Source organism: Spirosoma lituiforme (genome assembly GCF_054776635.1).
On sequence record NZ_BAAHBO010000001.1, the window covers coordinates 1,657,598 to 1,674,959 of the forward strand.

Annotated in this window: 15 protein-coding genes; 8 read left to right on the forward strand and 7 right to left on the reverse strand. The window is 52.9% G+C overall.

What is annotated here, in order from left to right; genetic code table 11:
* The first annotated feature begins 297 nt into the window (after positions 1 to 297).
* The gene (locus tag ACYU87_RS07050; protein ID WP_461133317.1) at positions 298 to 2,592 is read left to right on the forward strand and encodes an RICIN domain-containing protein; all 2,295 of its coding nucleotides are present in this window, start codon (positions 298 to 300) and stop codon (positions 2,590 to 2,592) included.
* 128 nt (positions 2,593 to 2,720) lie between these two features.
* Here the strand turns inward: ACYU87_RS07050 and ACYU87_RS07055 are convergent, their stop codons facing one another.
* The gene (locus ACYU87_RS07055) at positions 2,721 to 3,173 is read right to left on the reverse strand and encodes a nuclear transport factor 2 family protein (RefSeq protein ID WP_461133318.1); all 453 of its coding nucleotides are present in this window, start codon (positions 3,171 to 3,173) and stop codon (positions 2,721 to 2,723) included.
* A 73-nt stretch (positions 3,174 to 3,246) separates the two neighbouring features.
* Positions 3,247 to 3,837, reverse strand: a complete 591-nt coding sequence (locus tag ACYU87_RS07060) for a Crp/Fnr family transcriptional regulator (RefSeq protein ID WP_461133319.1) — start codon at positions 3,835 to 3,837, stop codon at positions 3,247 to 3,249.
* An 85-nt stretch (positions 3,838 to 3,922) separates the two neighbouring features.
* Here ACYU87_RS07060 and ACYU87_RS07065 point away from each other — a divergent pair, with 85 nt between their 5' ends.
* Positions 3,923 to 4,453 (forward strand): hypothetical protein, encoded by a 531-nt coding sequence (locus ACYU87_RS07065; protein WP_461133320.1) that lies wholly within the window; start codon positions 3,923 to 3,925, stop codon positions 4,451 to 4,453.
* A 231-nt stretch (positions 4,454 to 4,684) separates the two neighbouring features.
* Positions 4,685 to 5,476: a hypothetical protein gene (locus tag ACYU87_RS07070; protein ID WP_461133321.1), complete on the forward strand. Its 792-nt coding sequence runs from the start codon at positions 4,685 to 4,687 to the stop codon at positions 5,474 to 5,476.
* Between the two features lie 12 nt (positions 5,477 to 5,488).
* Here ACYU87_RS07070 and ACYU87_RS07075 read toward each other — a convergent pair whose 3' ends face one another.
* From ACYU87_RS07075 to ACYU87_RS07090, 4 genes are all read right to left on the reverse strand, one after another.
* Positions 5,489 to 6,760: a replication-associated recombination protein A gene (locus tag ACYU87_RS07075; protein WP_461133322.1), complete on the reverse strand. Its 1,272-nt coding sequence runs from the start codon at positions 6,758 to 6,760 to the stop codon at positions 5,489 to 5,491.
* Positions 6,761 to 6,950: 190 nt separating this feature from the next.
* Complete coding sequence (locus tag ACYU87_RS07080) at positions 6,951 to 7,550, reverse strand: RNA polymerase sigma factor (RefSeq protein ID WP_461133323.1); 600 nt, start codon at positions 7,548 to 7,550, stop codon at positions 6,951 to 6,953.
* Positions 7,551 to 7,646: 96 nt separating this feature from the next.
* On the reverse strand, positions 7,647 to 9,317 hold the full coding sequence (gene ade, locus ACYU87_RS07085) for an adenine deaminase (protein WP_461133324.1): 1,671 nt from the start codon (positions 9,315 to 9,317) through the stop codon (positions 7,647 to 7,649).
* Between the two features lie 4 nt (positions 9,318 to 9,321).
* Entirely contained in the window at positions 9,322 to 10,470 is a 1,149-nt protein-coding gene (locus tag ACYU87_RS07090) for an acyltransferase family protein (RefSeq protein ID WP_461133637.1), read from the reverse strand.
* 222 nt (positions 10,471 to 10,692) lie between these two features.
* Here ACYU87_RS07090 and ACYU87_RS07095 point away from each other — a divergent pair, with 222 nt between their 5' ends.
* The 5 genes from ACYU87_RS07095 (at position 10,693) to ACYU87_RS07115 (ending at position 16,758) form a co-directional block, all read left to right on the forward strand.
* Positions 10,693 to 12,372 carry a UxaA family hydrolase gene (locus ACYU87_RS07095; protein WP_461133325.1) on the forward strand — a complete coding sequence of 560 codons (1,680 nt, stop codon included), beginning with the start codon at positions 10,693 to 10,695 and terminating at the stop codon, positions 12,370 to 12,372.
* Positions 12,373 to 12,529: 157 nt separating this feature from the next.
* Positions 12,530 to 13,303 (forward strand): SDR family NAD(P)-dependent oxidoreductase, encoded by a 774-nt coding sequence (locus ACYU87_RS07100; protein ID WP_461133326.1) that lies wholly within the window; start codon positions 12,530 to 12,532, stop codon positions 13,301 to 13,303.
* A 176-nt stretch (positions 13,304 to 13,479) separates the two neighbouring features.
* Positions 13,480 to 14,334, forward strand: a complete 855-nt coding sequence (locus tag ACYU87_RS07105) for a fumarylacetoacetate hydrolase family protein (RefSeq protein ID WP_461133327.1) — start codon at positions 13,480 to 13,482, stop codon at positions 14,332 to 14,334.
* An 8-nt stretch (positions 14,335 to 14,342) separates the two neighbouring features.
* Entirely contained in the window at positions 14,343 to 15,176 is an 834-nt protein-coding gene (locus ACYU87_RS07110) for an amidohydrolase family protein (protein ID WP_461133328.1), read from the forward strand.
* Positions 15,177 to 15,294: 118 nt separating this feature from the next.
* Complete coding sequence (locus ACYU87_RS07115; RefSeq protein WP_461133329.1) at positions 15,295 to 16,758, forward strand: gluconokinase; 1,464 nt, start codon at positions 15,295 to 15,297, stop codon at positions 16,756 to 16,758.
* On the opposite strand, the gene ACYU87_RS07120 is transcribed toward ACYU87_RS07115, so the two are convergent.
* Positions 16,753 to 17,265 carry a GNAT family N-acetyltransferase gene (locus tag ACYU87_RS07120; protein ID WP_461133330.1) on the reverse strand — a complete coding sequence of 171 codons (513 nt, stop codon included), beginning with the start codon at positions 17,263 to 17,265 and terminating at the stop codon, positions 16,753 to 16,755. The genes ACYU87_RS07115 and ACYU87_RS07120 overlap by 6 nt on opposite strands.
* Positions 17,266 to 17,362: the final 97 nt, after the last annotated feature.

The window sequence follows — 17,362 nt, forward strand, 5'->3', positions numbered from 1 at the left end:
TCATATCAGTAATCCTCATCGGGGCTTGCAGGATACCGGTTGCGCCCCCCGTTTCCGTTCCAATCCTGCACAGGCGGGCAGCCTTGTTATGGGTGTAGTTTCCCTCATCAACCCGATGATTTTATCGCAGAAAAAAGCTGATTCTTCATAAAACAGCCGCATTTCAGGCCTTTAATCGGCGAAATGAAACGAGAATGATAAAGTCTGCAACAGAATTGGCGGTAGTTGAGCGCGAAGATCCGGTACTTGCCGCCGTACCGGTTTACCACAATAATCTAACCCATATTTGTTCTATCAATGCATTCAATCTCTACATTCGTTTCGAATCTGTACACCATTGGTTACAGACTCTTTCTCGGCCTTCTCTGCCTGTTGGGGAGCCAAATTACCGTATCAGGAGCAATAGCCAACCCATCGTCGCCGGGTTCGGTCTCAGCGGTAGAAGCCAACAAGTGCTACCGGCTCGTTTCCCGGCTCAGCGGTAAAGTGCTCGCCGTCGGTCCCTCCGCCCAGAACGACGCCGACCCCATCCTCCAGCTAACCGACGCCAATAAGCTCAGCCAGGGTTGGCGAATGACCCCCACCGACGGCGGCTTCGTCAGCATCACCACCCTGGCCACCCAGAAGGCCATCCAGGTGGCGGGTGGCTCGAGTGCCGATGACGCGTTGCTGGAACAGTGGACCTACTGGGGCGGCTCGCATCAGCAGTGGCGGCTGGTACGCAACGGGGAGGGCTACGTCAGCCTGCTCAACCGTAACTCGGGCAAGGCGCTCTCGGTTCGCAACGCCAGTCTGGCGGAGGGGGCCTCCATGAGTCAGATGCCGCTGGGCACCGGATTCCAACAGCAATGGAGCATTGAGGAACGCAGTTGCACTGACACACCTGCTGCGAATCAGGCACCTGTAGCCGTAGCTACGTCGACCTCCTTAACGGGCAGTTCGCCCTTGAGCGTGACCTTTACAGCCAGCAAATCGTACGACCCTGACGGGGATCCGATTACCTACGAATGGAACTTTGGGGATGGCAGTAGCTACTCCAGCGAAGCCAACCCGGTGAAAGTGTTTACCGCCAGGGCTGGTAGTCAGGGCGTCGGGCTAATTCTCAATTATACGGTGCAACTGACGATCATCGACAGCAAGGGACTGCGCAGTCCGGTTCAGACGTTTTACGTCAAACTCAGCAACGGCGGTCCGACGGTCAAAATTATCAATCCGGTCAATAACGCCAAATACCCGCTCGACAAGGCCACCAGTTATACTCTGGGGGCTACGGTCTCCGGTAACACCATCAGCTCCCAGATCTGGCAGGTAAAGCTGCGTCGCAACAACCGCGAACAGCTTATCAAAACTACATCCGGCACCAATCCGGTTGTCGACATTTCGCCCGTGGGCTGCGATGGGGATGACTATTATTATGTAATAACAGTGAAGGTGACCGACTACAACAATCTGTCGGCTCAGGATTCGGTTAAGATTTACCCGGACTGCAGTTCGCCCAGGTTAAATATCGCCAACCTGACGGCTACAGTGCTCAGTAGCAGCAGTGTGCGGCTCAACTGGACCAACCCCACACTCAGTTTCGACAAGGTGCTGGTGGTAGGCAAAGCTGGCTCTGCTCTAACGGACCTGCCTCTGGAGACCAGCTACACCGCCAACGCCAGTTTCACAGGAAATGGCTCTGGTTTGCCCGGGGGCGGCAAGGTACTCTTTCAGGGAACCTCGGCGTCAGTGGTCGTAACAGACCTGACAGCGGGGCAGCCCTATTATTTCCGGGTTTATACGCGTGCAGGTAACGGCTGGTCGGGGGGAGTAGAAGTTAGCACGACGCCGACATCAACCACGTCCTCGTCGCCGGGTTCGGTCTCGGCGGTAGAAGCCAACAAGTGCTACCGGCTCGTTTCCCGGCTCAGCGGTAAAGTGCTCGCCGTCGGTCCCTCCGCCCAGAACGACGCCGACCCCATCCTCCAGCTAACCGACGCCAATAAGCTCAGCCAGGGTTGGCGAATGACCCCCACCGACGGCGGCTTCGTCAGCATCACCACCCTGGCCACCCAGAAGGCCATCCAGGTGGCGGGTGGCTCGAGTGCCGATGACGCGTTGCTGGAACAGTGGACCTACTGGGGCGGCTCGCATCAGCAGTGGCGGCTGGTACGCAACGGGGAGGGCTACGTCAGCCTGCTCAACCGTAACTCGGGCAAGGCGCTCTCGGTTCGCAACGCCAGTCTGGCGGAGGGGGCCTCCATGAGTCAGATGCCGCTGGGCACCGGATTCCAACAGCAATGGAGCATTATCGAGAGGACTTGTTCGAACGGAGCCAGATCAGGTGCTCCGGAAGCGAGTGTCTCTTTCAGGCTATGGCCCAACCCGGCCCGAGACCATGTGTTGATTGACCTCAGCTCCGCCCCTCAACAATCGGTGGATATGTACCTGAACGATCTGCAGGGCCATACGATCTGGCAAACAAAACTGGATGTTGCTCCCCCAGAGCCATATCGTCTTAACACTAGTCAGTTACCTGACGGCCTGTATCTGATTCGGCTTGTGCCGGTCGGGCAATCACCAACTACACTGCGCCTGTTAATTCAGCGGTAGATTCTGTTCAGCGGTAGCTTATGGCGCTGTCTTCTGGTCCAGCCGGAAGACGGCGCTAATCTATTGTGTTAGAAGTCCGGCTCATGGAATAAGTGGCTTGTTGTTATAGCTGATGGCGAATAATGTCATTAGCTAATGATCTGAGGAGCTTTAGCTTCCAGTATCCCGGCTTTATACTGTTTCTCCAACCCGTTAAAAACCGCCAGCGTATCTTCGTACACATCCAGCTCGATAACTTTACCCCATTTTAAAGTAATGAAGTGAACGCCTTTATTCAGGTACGGGTCTCCATTTTCGAGAGTGGCCGTAGCCGTCCAGCGAACGATCGCTAACGTACGGTGCGGCCATCCCTCAACATTGATGTGATTGATGGTGATGTGCAGGTTGGGTGTTACTCGACCCAGCCGTTCCAGCCACGCTTTAACAGCAGCCTGATCGTTGCGGACACCACCCAGGGCGTGGTCACCGGCAAAGCTGTGGCGTACATTGAGTGCCATATCGTTGACCAGTTCCGTAAAGCGCCTTTGATTGACCAACTCAAACGATTTTCTTACTTTTTGTTTAACAATGAAGTGATACATAGCCGTTGCGTTTTAGTGATACACAAAGGTATTCTGGCGACCAGACCCCACGTGTAACCTAGGTTACAAAGCGTCAGAGACCCACTAATTTTCGGCGAATGCGGCTGAGTGAAGGGCGCTCGATACCCAGATAGGAGGACAGGTGCGTGAGAGAAATCCGGTTGAATAAGCTTGGATTCTCCCGAATAAAATCAAGGTAACGCTGCTCTGCCGAATCGAACTGAAAACTTTCGATTCGTTGCTGCTGCTGTTTCAGAATTTCTTCGGCTATCAGGCGCCCATTTCGTTCGAAACCCACAAACTGGGCGTAGCCGCTTTGTATGTGCCCATAAGAAACCCGAACCAATGTTGTTGGCTCAAGGCATTGAAAATTATAACGGCTGGGCTTCCGCATCAGTAAGGACGGATAATCGGTAACCCAGCTATTTTCAGTAACAAAGAAGGTGGTAATTTCTTCGCCAGCCTCATTCACGTAATAGCCCCGAATGAGTCCGCTGGTCACGAAACCCAGCCATTGGTTCGGCTTGTCGGCTTCGATAAAAAAGTCTTTCGCAGCCAGACTATGCCACGTTAATCCTTGTTGAAAGTAGGCCCACTCCTGGTCGGTAACGCCTGGATTAAGATGAAGAATAGCCTGATGAAACGCGTCAAAGTTGTCCGTCATAAAAACTGTTCAGATACACCTATCCATTCTATCTGTTCTCTGTTTACTTTGCAACTGACACCCCGTTCACCTAACAAGAGCATCATTGACTATTAACCATATAGCCGCCAATTCGATTAGTAGGCTTCTCTTTTTTGTTGCGCTTGCTGGCTTCCTCAGTTGTCAGTCCGACGATAAGCTTACGGGTGTAGCTGCCGGAGCCGTGGGCCGGTATGTTGTTACGGCGTACATAGCATCGGGCGATACGCTGTTCTCTGTGCTACCGGGTCCGGCGGGGTACAGGCCCGGCATCAACAAAATCGGGGTGACTAATTTCACGATAACCCTGGAGGCAACGGGTTCGGATCAGCTAACGATAAAAACAGATTACTGGCGTAAGGGCTCACGGTTTACCCTTAGTAAAGAAGTATTTGTCAGACTGACCAACGCTGACTACCAGTTTTCTCTTTTAAAAAATAGGGCCTCTTCTGACTATGAGGGAAGTGTGGGCCGGTTTACCGGATTTTTCTACGAGCGGACAACTGGTAGTATAGCCATACCCCTGGCCGACTCCCCGATCAACCCCAACCCATCGCCCTTGCAGGACGTTGTTATCATCGCTCAACCGGGCCGTTGAACGTCAAATCGCTTACAATTCAGTGAAGCTTTTTAAACTTTCTCTTGAGTAGCGTTTTTAATTTTCGAAGCGTTAAACAGGCTCAACAGAAAAGCGAATGAATGCTAGCTCAATCAAAGAATATATAGCACTTTTTAACGCACTTAAGATTAGTTTATTCTTGGCTTTCTGTAGATTGGGGGTAATAAAACAGCGGCTCTGTTCGTCAGTTACACAGTTAATAAAAATGGTATGCGTTCTATTACCGTCCAGATTCCAAGTCCCTGTCCTGAACGCTGGGACGACATGCAACCCAACCAACAGGGCCGATTTTGTGCTCAATGCCAGAAAACAGTCGTCGATTACACGGCTCTTTCTGATCAGGAATTAGTAAGGCGTCTCAGCAAGACGACCGAAGCAAGCTGCGGACGTTTTCGCGACGAACAGCTAAATCGTCCATTAGCTACGTCAACTGAACAGACGGTTCAGATCTGGCGTCGATGGATCGGAGTACTGACGATGAGTTTAGTAGGCTGGCAAACGGCCAAAGCGCAACCTGGACAAAGCGACCAGTCCGTACAAACAGCTTCGACTCGTCCGACTACCATTCGAACTGACACCAACGCGATATCAGAGCCTGATCAATACGCGTCCGGTTTAGACAAAAAGTGGACGATTAGCGGGCGTGTTATGAGCTTGGATTCGAGCGGAAATCTTGTGCCGGTGCAGAGTGCTGACGTTAGTATTGGACGACTCGCCGATTACGTGAGAACGCAAACCGACAGTGCCGGTCATTTTAAACTAGAGGTTTCCTGTCAACCGTTCACTTCTGATATGACGGCCTACGTTTATAGCCAGGGTTATATTCCAAAAACAAGTTCATTCAGCGCTTCCCCGTCGATCATGACCTATGTTCTCAATGATATTGTTGTGCGTGAACTAATTGAGATGCAAGGAAAAGTCGTCACAATTAGTACAGGAGGTATCTGTACTATCAAGTCACCTTCCCGCTGGCAGAAACTCAAGCGTAAATTATTTCGCTAGTCTCACTCCCGTTTAGTACCCATACCAGTCGCCCCACCATTTCTGCAAACTCCGCCGAATTTCGGCTTCTCTGGCATTACGGCCGGGATCGTACAATTTGCGCCCTTTCAATTCATCGGGCAGGAAGTTCTGGAGGGCAAAATTGCCTTCGTAACCGTGAGCATACTGGTACTCTTTTCCGTAGCCAATCTCTTTCATCAGTTTTGTAGGAGCATTTCGCAGGTGGAGGGGTACGGGCAAATGAGCGGTCTGTTCAGCCAGCGCAATAGCTTCGTCAATAGCCACATAACTGGCGTTGCTCTTGGGCGATGTGGACAGGTATACCGCCACCTGCGATAAAATAATCCGGCCTTCCGGCATCCCGATCGCCCGAATGGCCTGCACGGCTTCGGAAGCCATGATCAGAGCCGTTGGGTTGGCATTGCCAATGTCTTCGGAGGCCATGATCAGCATCCGGCGAGCAATGAAAACCGGGTCTTCACCCGCCACAATCATACGCGCCATCCAGTACAAAGACGCGTTGGGATCGGAGCCCCGCAGGGATTTGATAAAGGCCGAAATAATATCGTAATGCTGTTCGCCAGACTTATCATAGCGGGCGATGTTCTGCTGGGCAACGGAGGTTACGCCCTCGTCGGTGATGGTCAGGGGGTCCGCAGAAACGTGCGCCGAAGCGACCAGTTCCAGCAAATTGAGCAGTTTACGCCCATCCCCGCCCGATAACCGCAGCAAGGCGTCGTACGATTCGACAGTAATCTTTTTTGTTCGGAGGAACGAGTCCTGCGCAATGGCCCGGTCAATCAGCTGGATCAGTTCCTCCCGGTTGAGCCCTTCCAGTACATAAACCTGACAACGCGATAACAAGGCGCTGTTAACTTCGAAAGAAGGATTTTCCGTAGTAGCACCGATCAGGGTAATCTGCCCTTTCTCAACCGCTCCGAGCAGGGCATCCTGCTGGCTTTTATTGAATCGATGAATTTCATCAATGAATACCACCGGGGAGAACAACCCGCTCGGCCGACCCAGTACATCCCGGATTTCCTTGACGCCCGAATTGATGGCGCTTAGGGCAATGAAGGGGCGTTTAACAGCCTCGGCCAGCAGCAACGCCAGTGTTGTTTTACCAACGCCCGGCGGACCCCATAAAATCATGGAAGGCAAACGGCCTGATTCGACGGCCCGGCGCAGTGCACCCGATGGGCCAATGAGTTTGCGCTGGCCAATTACATCATCGAGAACGCGTGGGCGAACCCGCTCAGGCAGGGGCGTTGAGTCTGTATTCATTCAGCGAAGTTACCCGAACAATGGAGTCTTTACAAAATCGAATTGGGTTCTGCACGGGTTAAACCGACCCGATACAGACGAACGCGGATTTCGTAATTGACAGAGAAGCCAAACCCCGGTCAGCGAAACTAAAAATCCCGATAACGGGCGGGCCATTATCGGGACTAGAAAAGTTTAGGGGTATACGACCTCAGAGCGACACAGTCTCGAGCGTAACATACCGCTTGAGGTTACTCATGGCACCAAAGATCAGGTTGTAAACGGATTGGATATTGATTTCCATGAGCGAAGAAATTTCTTCGTTGCTCATGTTTTGGAAATACCGCAGGTGAACGGCTTCACGCTGACGGCGGGGAAGTTTATCGAGAGCCTGGTGCAGGCAATCTGTCATGAACGAATCTTCTTCGTGGGCAATCAACAGGTTTTCGTGGGATGGATCAGCGCCGGGTAACGTGTCGCCAACGCGACGGCCATTGATCATATCGTCCTGACTGACCAGTTTCTGTTCAGCCGTTAAGTGTCGAACCAGTTTGCGTTTGATGGAAGCCATCAGGTAAAAACGCACAGAGGTTGTTGGTCCAATGGTGGTGCGATGTTTCCACAACTCAACAAACAGGTCGTGGATGCAATCTTTAATCAACGCGCGATCAGTAGCAAAGTGAGCGCAGTAGTGGTAGAGGGTTTGAACATAATTTTGGTACAATCGGGCAAACGCATTTTCATCGCCACCGCGAAACTGATTCCAGAGTGTTTCGTCGTCGGGGCCTGTTTGGGAGCGTGAGCGGGCCATAGTCGGTATGTGAGAGGTTAAGGTTAGGAATAGCCTTGAGGAGTGTAAACGTACCCATAAAAAATAGAATTTAAAACAGTCAGCGAATAAAATTTTTTAAAGTGGCTGTTTAACTATTTGAAGAGGGGTAAAACGGAACCTTTGCCCATCAAATAATCCTTTATCGCTTAGCTTCAGCGAAGGAATCACAAGTAAGGCCATGAAGGATAGGGTCATAAAGGGAGCCGCCAGTGTACTGCCTAACACGTGTTTGGCGAACTGATCCAGCGCTGCATACTGACTGGCTACCTCGTAGCCATCCGAATCGGTCATTAAGCCCGCTACCGGTAAAGGCAATTGCATAAACCGGAGTGCTCCATGTCCGTCACTTCCTCCCACGACCGACAAACCACCTTTTGCCTCAATAACCAGATTAATGGCCCGGCATATACTTTCGTCGTCACAGCCAACGGCCGTAATGTTATGCGAATCGTGCCCGACCGACGACGCAATGGCGCCCTGCTTCAACCCCACATTTTTAATAAAGGCTATGGCCGGGGGCGCATCCTGATACCGGTTTACAACTACCAGTTTCAGTATATCCCGACTCGTGTCAGCTACGACCCGGCCATCGTCGACCCTGGCTTCCTGATGAATTTCGTTGGTAATGAGCTGCCCATCGAGCGCTTCGATGACACGGATGAGCGGCACACCGTTCGAAAGATCAGCGTTTACGGCAAAGTCGGTCGGGGTTTTGGGGGAGCAGCCGAACTGGTTGACGTGTTCACTCCGTAAATCCGGAATCATCGACTGACCATTCTGAGCGACAATCTCGCCATTGATCACAGTCTGCTCGACACGCAGTTCGCTCAAATCCGCGACGACAATATAATCGGCGGGGTCGCCCTCGCGCAACAGCCCAACGGGTAATCGGTAATGAAGCACCGGATTCAGGCAAGCTGCCTGTAAGGTCTGCCAAAGCGAATGGCCTTTTTGCAATGCCCGCACGACCAATTGGTTGATGTGCCCTTCCACTAGCGTATCGGGGTGCTTATCGTCCGAACAGAACATGATCTGCGCTGGAAATTCGGCCAGCAGAGGAATCAGGGCATCGAAGTTACGGGCCGCGCTCCCCTCCCGAATCAGAATGTTCATACCGCGCCGGGCTTTGTCCAGTCCTTCTTCATACGTAAAACATTCGTGGTCGGTGCTGATACCAGCATCCATGTACCGTTGTGCCTCGTCGCCAGTCAAACCGGGCGCATGGCCATCGACAGGTTTGTCAAACGCTTTGGCGAGCGCAATTTTAGCCAGCATGTCGGGGTCATTGTGCAACACCCCCGGAAAGTTCATCACCTCGGCTAGGTAGCCAATTTCATCCTGGGCCAGCAAAGCACTGACATCCTGGGCGCTGATGGTTGCCCCGGCGGTTTCGAAGGGGGTAGCGGGAACGCAGGATGGTGCCCCGAACATAAACTTGAACGGTACCCGGCGGGCCTCTTCGACCATGTAGTTGACGCCCGCAACGCCTAACACATTCCCGATCTCGTGCGGGTCCGATACAGTAGCTACGGTGCCATGAACTACCGCCAGACGTGCAAACTGCGGGGGCGTCAGCAATGAGCTTTCAATGTGAACGTGTGCATCCACGAAGCCCGGTAACACATACGGCTCACCGGGGCGTTCGGGACCCAGCCGGTCAATCCGGGCAATGCGGCCCTTATCAACCGAGATAGTACCATACGAAATGGTCTGATCGAACAGATTCAGAATATTGGCTGTAATCATGTACTTAGATGCGAATGAAAAGTTTCCGGCGATACATCCACCAGAGGATAAGGTAAAAAATGCCTAACGTAACAAACCCGACCAGGAACTCTTCGTAAGCGGACCCGAGCCACAAGAACGGCCCTTTCCCCAGGTGCGTATACAGTGACGTAACGATGAACCGATCAATCAAATGAACCAGGCAGTAAATAGCAATGGAGTTCATACCAACAACGATGAGGGGAAAGGCCCAGTCTCGTTTGTTAGCCATATCAATAACACCATAGAAAAAGGCGAGCAGCCAGAAACACCAGCCTCCGCTGAACAACACCCAGGCAGGGGTCCATATGCGCTTCACGATCGGGCAGATTCCCAGTACGTGCAGGAACACACCAGCGGCCAGACCAACGGCTCCGGCGAACAGTAATCGCTTCAGTATTTCCTGTTGGGTTAGTCCCGACCGGAGCCAACGCCCGGCCTGTAAACCCAGCAGCATGGTACCCAGCGTTGGAATAAAGCTGAGCGTGGCATACCCGCCCCCGTTGAACAAAAACGGTTTCTCGCGCGGAAACAGATTGAGAAACCACGTGTCGAAGGCCCAGGCCAGGTTACTGTTTTTGTTAAAGTGAGCCATCAGGCCGCGGTAATGCTCGGGCCAGTTTGCCGGAACGCCAACTGCGGTATAGGAAAAGTCGGTGCCGGGGGCCGGATAAAGTACAAAGGCCAGCCAATACCCAGCCAGAACAACGATCAGGGCCACCCAGACGGCGCGCGTGTTTATTTTACCCAGCAAAAACAGGAACGGATAGCCCAGGCCAATCTGCGTCAGCGTATCTTCAAACGTAAAATTTGTCCGGTCAGCGTGGATCGATCGCAAAAAGATACCCAGCAAAATCAGAATCAGCGACCGGCGCAACGCCCGCCCGAATTGAGCAGTGGCCGATTGCTGCAACTCCGCCCGGCTGGCCATTGAATACGGCAGCGCCACCCCGACCAGAAACGAGAACGACGGTTGAATAAGGTCGTGCAGGGAGCAACCTGCCCACGCTACATGACTCTGGTGATGAGCCAGAAAGGCCCAGAACGCACTACCAGGAAACGCTTCATGCAGATGCTCGAATTGCAGCATTTCGGCGGCCATCAAGATCATCACAAAGCCCCGGTAGGCATCCATGGACATCAGACGACCCGGCCACGCCAGGCCGGGCCTTGCCGGGCTGGCGGCAAGGCCAGTTTGAGAAACAGACAACGGAGAAGGCATGAGTAAGGGAGGAATTCAATTGTCAAAACTTGGCAATGGCGGTCACATTCGCAACAGAGTTGAGCAAAGTTTTTGCCGGAGGTGGTATATTTATGTCCATTTCTACTTACCGATCTATAACTTATTAATTCTCAGATGCCTGCCCGTGTATTAAAAGTTCACCCTGCCGATAACGTCATTGTTGCGTTGCGTAATCTGGCCGCCGGCGAACAAATAGAATTCGATAACACGACGTACGATTTACCCTATGCCGTTGAGGCCAAGCACAAATTTGTGACTGAAGATCGGCAACCCGGCGACCCCATTACTATGTACGGCGTATTGGTTGGCAAAGCCACCCGGCCCATTCGTCGGGGGGAACCCATCACGACGTTTAATCTGAAGCATGATGCCGACCGCTACGGGCTCGACAAAAAACAGCCCTTCACCTGGCAGCCACCCAGCATTTCGGACTGGGCCGATCGGACGTTTATGGGGTACCACCGGGCCGATGGCAGCGTTGGCACCCGCAACTACTGGCTGGTTGTACCATTGGTTTTCTGCGAAAATCGGAACGTTCTCATTCTCAAAGACGCTTTTGAGCGCGAGTTGGGCTATGCACAGCCCGACACCTACCGGACACAGGTACATGAATTACTGAGCCTCTACAGAGCAGGGGAAATGAATATTGCCAGAAAGATGCAGCCGTTCGTTGATGAGCCGGTCCGACGCTCGGCGCAGCAGCAAGCTACTCACTACCAACAAAATCGGCCTTTCAAACACGTTGATGGCATCAAATTTCTGACCCACGAGATGGGTTGCGGGGGCACCCGGCAGGACTCAAATTACCTGTGCTCGCTATTGGCCGGGTTCATCAACAATCCTAATGTAGCCGGGGCAACGGTACTTAGTTTGGGCTGTCAGCATTTGCAGGCCGATATGATTTCGGCAGAAATCAAACGGCAGAACCCGAAATTCAACAAACCGCTGCTGTTGTTTGAGCAACAGGCCGGTACAGAATACGCCCTGATGTCGCAGGCTGTTAAAGAAACGTTTCTGGGGCTGGTAGAGATCGACAAACTCGAACGGAAGCCTGCCCCACTCAGTGCGTTAACGGTTGGCCTTAAATGCGGAGGCTCCGACGGGTTTTCCGGCATTTCGGCGAACCCGGCCCTGGGGCAAATGTCAGATATTCTGGTGGCTCTGGGTGGCAAAACGGTGCTGGCCGAATTCCCCGAACTCAACGGTGTCGAGCAGGAATTGATCAACCGGACCGACGATATTATCAAAGCACAGAAGTTTATTACGCTGATGGGTGATTACTCGGCGCAGGCGCAGGCCGCCGGGTCAGGCTTCGACATGAATCCCTCGCCGGGCAACATTAAGGACGGCCTGATTACGGATGCAATCAAATCGGCGGGGGCAGCCAAAAAAGGTGGCACGGCACCCGTTGCCGATGTACTGGACTACGCCGAACCCGCCAGAACCCCCGGCCTCAACTTGCTCTGTACGCCGGGCAACGATGTTGAAGCCACCACGGGTATGGCCGGATCGGGCACCAACGTCATTGTCTTTACCACGGGACTCGGCACGCCAACCGGTAATCCTGTCTGCCCCGTCGTGAAAGTATCGACCAATACAACCCTCAAGAACCGGATGCCCGATGTGATCGATTTCGACAGCGGCCCCGTTATTGACGGCGAGCAAAGCATCGAGCAAAACGCACATGCTATGCTGGAATACATTATCCGGCTGGCCTCGGGCGACGAGATTACCCAGGCCGAACGATTGGGTCAGGATGATTTCATTCCCTGGAAACGGGGCGTTTCACTATAAATTGACGAAAGAAAGCGTCAAGAGCGAAAGAACGAATGAGTGAATGAGCGGGCTGGCGCATTAGTAAACAACCAGTATCAGGTTTTCTCTGTTGCGCCAGCCCGCTCATTCGCTCATTCGCTCTTTCATTCTTTCGCTCTTTCACTCTTTTCTCTCTATGTTCTCTCTCAAAAACAAAACGGCGCTTGTTACAGGCGGGGCCAGCGGTATTGGGCTGGCTATTTCTCAGGCGTTTGCCCAGGCGGGGGCCAGCGTACACATCCTGGAAATCAATGGTGATCTGGCGCAGCAGGTCGTCAGCGATATTACGTCGGCCGGCGGTCAGGCACAGGCACATACCATTGATGTATCGAACCAGGCGCAGGTAGTCGAACTGATCGGGACGATTGCCCAACAATCACCCATCCATATTCTGGTCAACAATGCGGGTGTTGCCCACATTGGCAAAGCCGACACAACGGAAGAAGCCGATTTCGACCGGATTTTCCGCATCAACATCAAAGGCGTTTACAACTGCCTGTATGCCACGATTCCTCATTTGAAGGCAAACGGTGGTGGTGTAATTCTGAACATGGCATCGGTGGCGGCATCGGTCGGTATTCCCGATCGGTTTGCGTATTCCATGAGTAAGGGGGCTGTACTGACCATGACATTGTCGGTGGCCAAAGATTACCTGCGCGATAACATTCGCTGTAACTGCATCTCGCCCGCGCGGGTTCACACGCCCTTCGTCGATGGATTTCTGGCCAAAACCTATCCTGGTCAGGAAGCTGAAATGTTCGAAAAATTATCAAAAACGCAGCCCATTGGCCGCATGGCCGAACCTAGCGAAGTAGGTGCCCTGGCGCTGTATCTGTGCTCCGACGAAGCGGGCTTCGTTACCGGTTGCGATTACCCGCTGGATGGCGGATTCATTCGGCTTAACAACTGATGTATACATTTACAGAAGCCTGTGCCACGGTTCCTAATAACGCTTACCTAAACCGAACACAGGTTTCTGCGTGTAGTGCTAGCCTCGTTTACTTTTCCTTGCATAGGCCGGGTTTTAGCCAGAATGGTTAAACTTGCGGCTTAATTTGCTTTCCGTTCAACGAATCTCTTTCCTGCATGAAACTCTTCCGCTTCGGCTCGCCCGATCACGAACACCCTGGTGTGGTGCTACCCACCGGCCAGCATATCGACGTAACCCATTTTGGCGAAGATTACGACGAATCGTTTTTTGCGACCAATGGCCCCGAACGACTCACTCACTGGCTGTCGGCCCATGCCCATACGTGTCCTGAAATAGGACCTGAAGAGCGTTTCGGCCCTTGCGTAAAGCGTCCGTCAAAGATCGTTTGCGTTGGTCTGAACTACGCCAAACATGCCGCCGAAACCAATGCCCCTACCCCGGCGGAACCGATTTTGTTCTTCAAGTCGACAACGGCCCTTTGCGGACCTAATGACAATGTTGTGATTCCGAAGCGGTCCGAAAAAACGGACTGGGAAGTCGAGTTGGCCATTATCATCGGCAAGCGCGCCAGCTACGTTGAACTGGATCAGGCTATGGATTACATTGCGGGCTATGCCCTGCACAATGACTATAGCGAACGGGCCTGGCAACTGGAGCGGGGCGGTCAATGGGTGAAGGGCAAAAGCGCCGACACCTTTGCGCCACTGGGACCATACCTGGTTACGAAAGAGGACGTCCCGAACCCAAATGGGCTGAATCTGTGGCTGAAAGTCAACGGAGAAGAGTTGCAGAATTCTAACACCGACGACATGATTTTCGACGTACCAACGCTGGTCAGCTACATCAGTCAGTTTATGACGCTGCTGCCGGGCGATGTTATTTCGACGGGAACACCGGCTGGCGTTGGTTTAGGGCTGAAGCCCCCACGTTACCTCAAACCCGGTGATGTTGTCGAACTAGGCATCGAAGGGCTGGGCGAGCAGAAACAAACTGCCGTGGCATTTACCTAGGGAGTATCATGACAATTGATGCTCACCAACATTTCTGGCATTTCGATCCGGTACGGGACAGTTGGATTACGGATGACATGGCGACCATTCGGCGGGATTTTCTGCCCGCCGATCTGGAACCGGTTCTGAAACAAAACGGCATCGATGGCTGTGTGGCCGTTCAGGCATCGCAGTCGGAAGAAGAAACGATCTTTCTGGTTCGTATGGCGCAAACCTACGACATCATCAAAGGCGTAGTCGGCTGGGTCGATTTGCAGTCAGCGCAGTTACCCGAACGCTTGCAGGATTTGTCGCAGCATAAGGTGATCAAAGGGTATCGTCATGTAGCCCAGGGTGAGCCGGACGACTTTCTGACGCGGCCAGCCGTGGTGGAAGGCATTCGCCGGCTAGCCGATTTTGGCCTGACCTACGACATTCTGATCTATCCGACGCAGTTGAAAGCGGCCCTGCATCTGGTACGCGCCGTTCCCGACGTATCATTCGTGATCGACCACTTGGCGAAACCGTACATCAAGAAGAAAGAGATCAGCCGCTGGTCGAATTTTATGGTCGAGATTGCCAAAAACAAAAACGTTTTCTGCAAACTCTCGGGCATGGTTACCGAAGGCGACTGGCAGGACTGGAGCAAGAAAGATTTCTTTCCGTACATGGATGTCATCTTCGAGAGCTTTGGCCCCGACCGAATCATGTTCGGCTCTGACTGGCCGGTATGCCTGGTAGCCGCCAATTATACGCAGGTAAAAACGCTGGTTGAAGACTACGTCAGCGACTGGGGCGAAGAGACTCGGGCAAAAGTTTTCGGCGCGAATGCCGTATCTTTTTACAATTTGGCTAAATACTAGTTACTACATAGAGATTCGCTGAGAAGGGAATAAATTCACGGGGGCTTTCAACAAACCGGCGTGCGTTTTTCTTCTTCTCAGCGAATCTTTCGTATCTGACTTTTTGATTCCCTACCTTATGAACTGTTTCGTTGGCGTTGATGTCGGCACCACCAATATCAAAGCACTGGCCATGCCATCAGACCTGAGCCAGATTCTGGCCCATGCGTCTACCCCGCTTACGACCATTACTCCCGAGCATGGTTACGCCGAACAGGACCCGGCCGAAATCTGGTCGGCCTTCGTTCAGGTCCTTACCGAAGTAAACAAAGAATTGGCGGAGGGTGGCCACGCCATTACACATATCGCTTTTTGCACGGCCATGCACAGCTTGCTCCCCATGGACGTCGACGGCTCACCACTGGGCAATGCCATCCTGTGGTCCGATAACCGGGCCGAAGAGCAAGCCAACACATTACGAAGCACCGAGGCCGATCTGGGTAAAGCGATTTATGCCGAAACGGGCACGCCCCTTCACCCCATGATTCCGCTTTGCAAACTAGCCTGGATACGCGAAAACGACCCGCGTCTGCTGCGCCGGACATCCCATTTCGGATCGATCAAGGAGTTCCTGTGGCACAAGCTGACGGGTGAATTCGAAATTGACTACTCCATCGCCACCGCCACGGGGCTCTTCAACGAGAGCAAACGTGAGTGGAGTGAACGGGCAATGAAGTTTGCCGGCGTCCGGGCCGATCAGTTATCAACCCCAGTTTCGACAACCCTCCAGCGCCCGTTTCAGCCCCGGCCGGAAACAGCCGATACAGGCTTGAAAGAAGGTGTTTCGCTGATCATTGGCGCGTCAGACGGGTGTCTGGCCAATCTGGGTGCGGGTGCGATCAAGAAAGGAACGGCTACCCTCACCATCGGTACCAGCGGAGCCATTCGCCAGACCGTTCGGAAACCGCTCCGCGACGCCGAAGCCCGTTTGTTTTGCTACTACCTCGATGAAGGCTATTACGTGGTTGGCGGCCCGACCAACAACGGTGGCAACGTACTGGAGTGGGTAACCGAAAAGCTTACCGGGCAGGATACTGACGCTGTTCTGGCCGAAGCGGCCACCATTGCACCCGGCGCTGATGGGCTGTTGTTCCTCCCCTACCTCCAGGGCGAACGGGCACCGCTGTGGGATGCTTCAGTTCGGGGGGCGTACCTACACGTAGACTGGCTGCATACGCGGGCTCATTTCATTCGGGCGTCGCTGGAAGGTGTACTGTTCAATTTACTCAGTATAAATGAGTTGCTAACGAATCATACCGGCCCGGCCCGGGTTATTCACGCCAACGGCGGCTTTGCTCAGTCGGACTTGTGGGTGCAAATGCTGGCTGACATGGCGGGAGTACCTGTTCGGCTCAATGCCAGTAATGAAAGTGGCTCAATGGGCGCTATTCTGCTCACCATGAAAGCGACGGGTGTCGTCAAAACACTGGACGAGGCCGCCGAGCGAGTGGCTTTTGGAAATACGTTTCAACCCGATCTGGACCGGCATACGATCTACCGAAAAGCCTTTACCCAATGGGAGGAAGCCCGGAAAAAGTTATAGTTTACTCACTGGAGAACCAAACAGCCAACTTTCTTTGCCATCGGCCCTGAAACGGACGTTGCCCTCAAAACGAAGGCCTATTTTTTCGAGCAGACGAATCGAATCGTGATTGGTCGGCAACGTAACGCCAATAATGCGCGTCAGCCCCAATGTCTCCCGCGCGTAATTCAGCACAGCCATGGCCGACTCGAATCCGTACCCTTTACCGGCGTAATCAGGGAGAAAAGCAAACCCAATATCCGGATCGTTCAGGGAGTCCCGCTTAAACAAACCACAGAGACCAATGGGCTGCCCGTTGGTCTTTAGTTTGACCAGGTATGGCCCAAAACCATGCTGTTCGTAGCTTCTTAGAGCCCCGGTCAAAATGTACGCTTGTGCATCGGTTAACGTTCGTACACTCCTATCCCCAATAAATTGAATCCAGGAAGGGGTATTGAGCAACGTCAGCATAAATGCGGCATCGTCAACAGAAAATTTATCGATTCGTAATCGTTCTGTTTCGAGCATAGTAACTAAAAATCTACCGTAACTAATAAATATGACACCTATTACAGCATTCAACTACTTTCTATATCCAACAAAAACTATAAAGTAAACAGACCGG

Bases quoted from the DNA above. Each gene is read 5' to 3' on its own strand.
- ACYU87_RS07080 (WP_461133323.1), bottom strand. From the start codon at position 7,550: ATGGCCCGCTCACGCTCCCAAACAGGCCCCGACGACGAAACACTCTGG.
- ACYU87_RS07100 (WP_461133326.1), top strand. From the start codon at position 12,530: ATGTTCTCTCTCAAAAACAAAACGGCGCTTGTTACAGGCGGGGCCAGC.
- ACYU87_RS07095 (WP_461133325.1), top strand. From the start codon at position 10,693: ATGCCTGCCCGTGTATTAAAAGTTCACCCTGCCGATAACGTCATTGTT.
- ACYU87_RS07115 (WP_461133329.1), top strand. From the start codon at position 15,295: ATGAACTGTTTCGTTGGCGTTGATGTCGGCACCACCAATATCAAAGCA.
- ACYU87_RS07120 (WP_461133330.1), bottom strand. From the start codon at position 17,265: ATGCTCGAAACAGAACGATTACGAATCGATAAATTTTCTGTTGACGAT.
- ACYU87_RS07090 (WP_461133637.1), bottom strand. From the start codon at position 10,470: ATGGATGCCTACCGGGGCTTTGTGATGATCTTGATGGCCGCCGAAATG.
- ACYU87_RS07060 (WP_461133319.1), bottom strand. From the start codon at position 3,837: ATGACGGACAACTTTGACGCGTTTCATCAGGCTATTCTTCATCTTAAT.
- ACYU87_RS07050 (WP_461133317.1), top strand. From the start codon at position 298: ATGCATTCAATCTCTACATTCGTTTCGAATCTGTACACCATTGGTTAC.
- ACYU87_RS07110 (WP_461133328.1), top strand. From the start codon at position 14,343: ATGACAATTGATGCTCACCAACATTTCTGGCATTTCGATCCGGTACGG.
- ACYU87_RS07075 (WP_461133322.1), bottom strand. From the start codon at position 6,760: ATGAATACAGACTCAACGCCCCTGCCTGAGCGGGTTCGCCCACGCGTT.
- ACYU87_RS07070 (WP_461133321.1), top strand. From the start codon at position 4,685: ATGCGTTCTATTACCGTCCAGATTCCAAGTCCCTGTCCTGAACGCTGG.
- ACYU87_RS07105 (WP_461133327.1), top strand. From the start codon at position 13,480: ATGAAACTCTTCCGCTTCGGCTCGCCCGATCACGAACACCCTGGTGTG.
- ade (WP_461133324.1), bottom strand. From the start codon at position 9,317: ATGATTACAGCCAATATTCTGAATCTGTTCGATCAGACCATTTCGTAT.
- ACYU87_RS07055 (WP_461133318.1), bottom strand. From the start codon at position 3,173: ATGTATCACTTCATTGTTAAACAAAAAGTAAGAAAATCGTTTGAGTTG.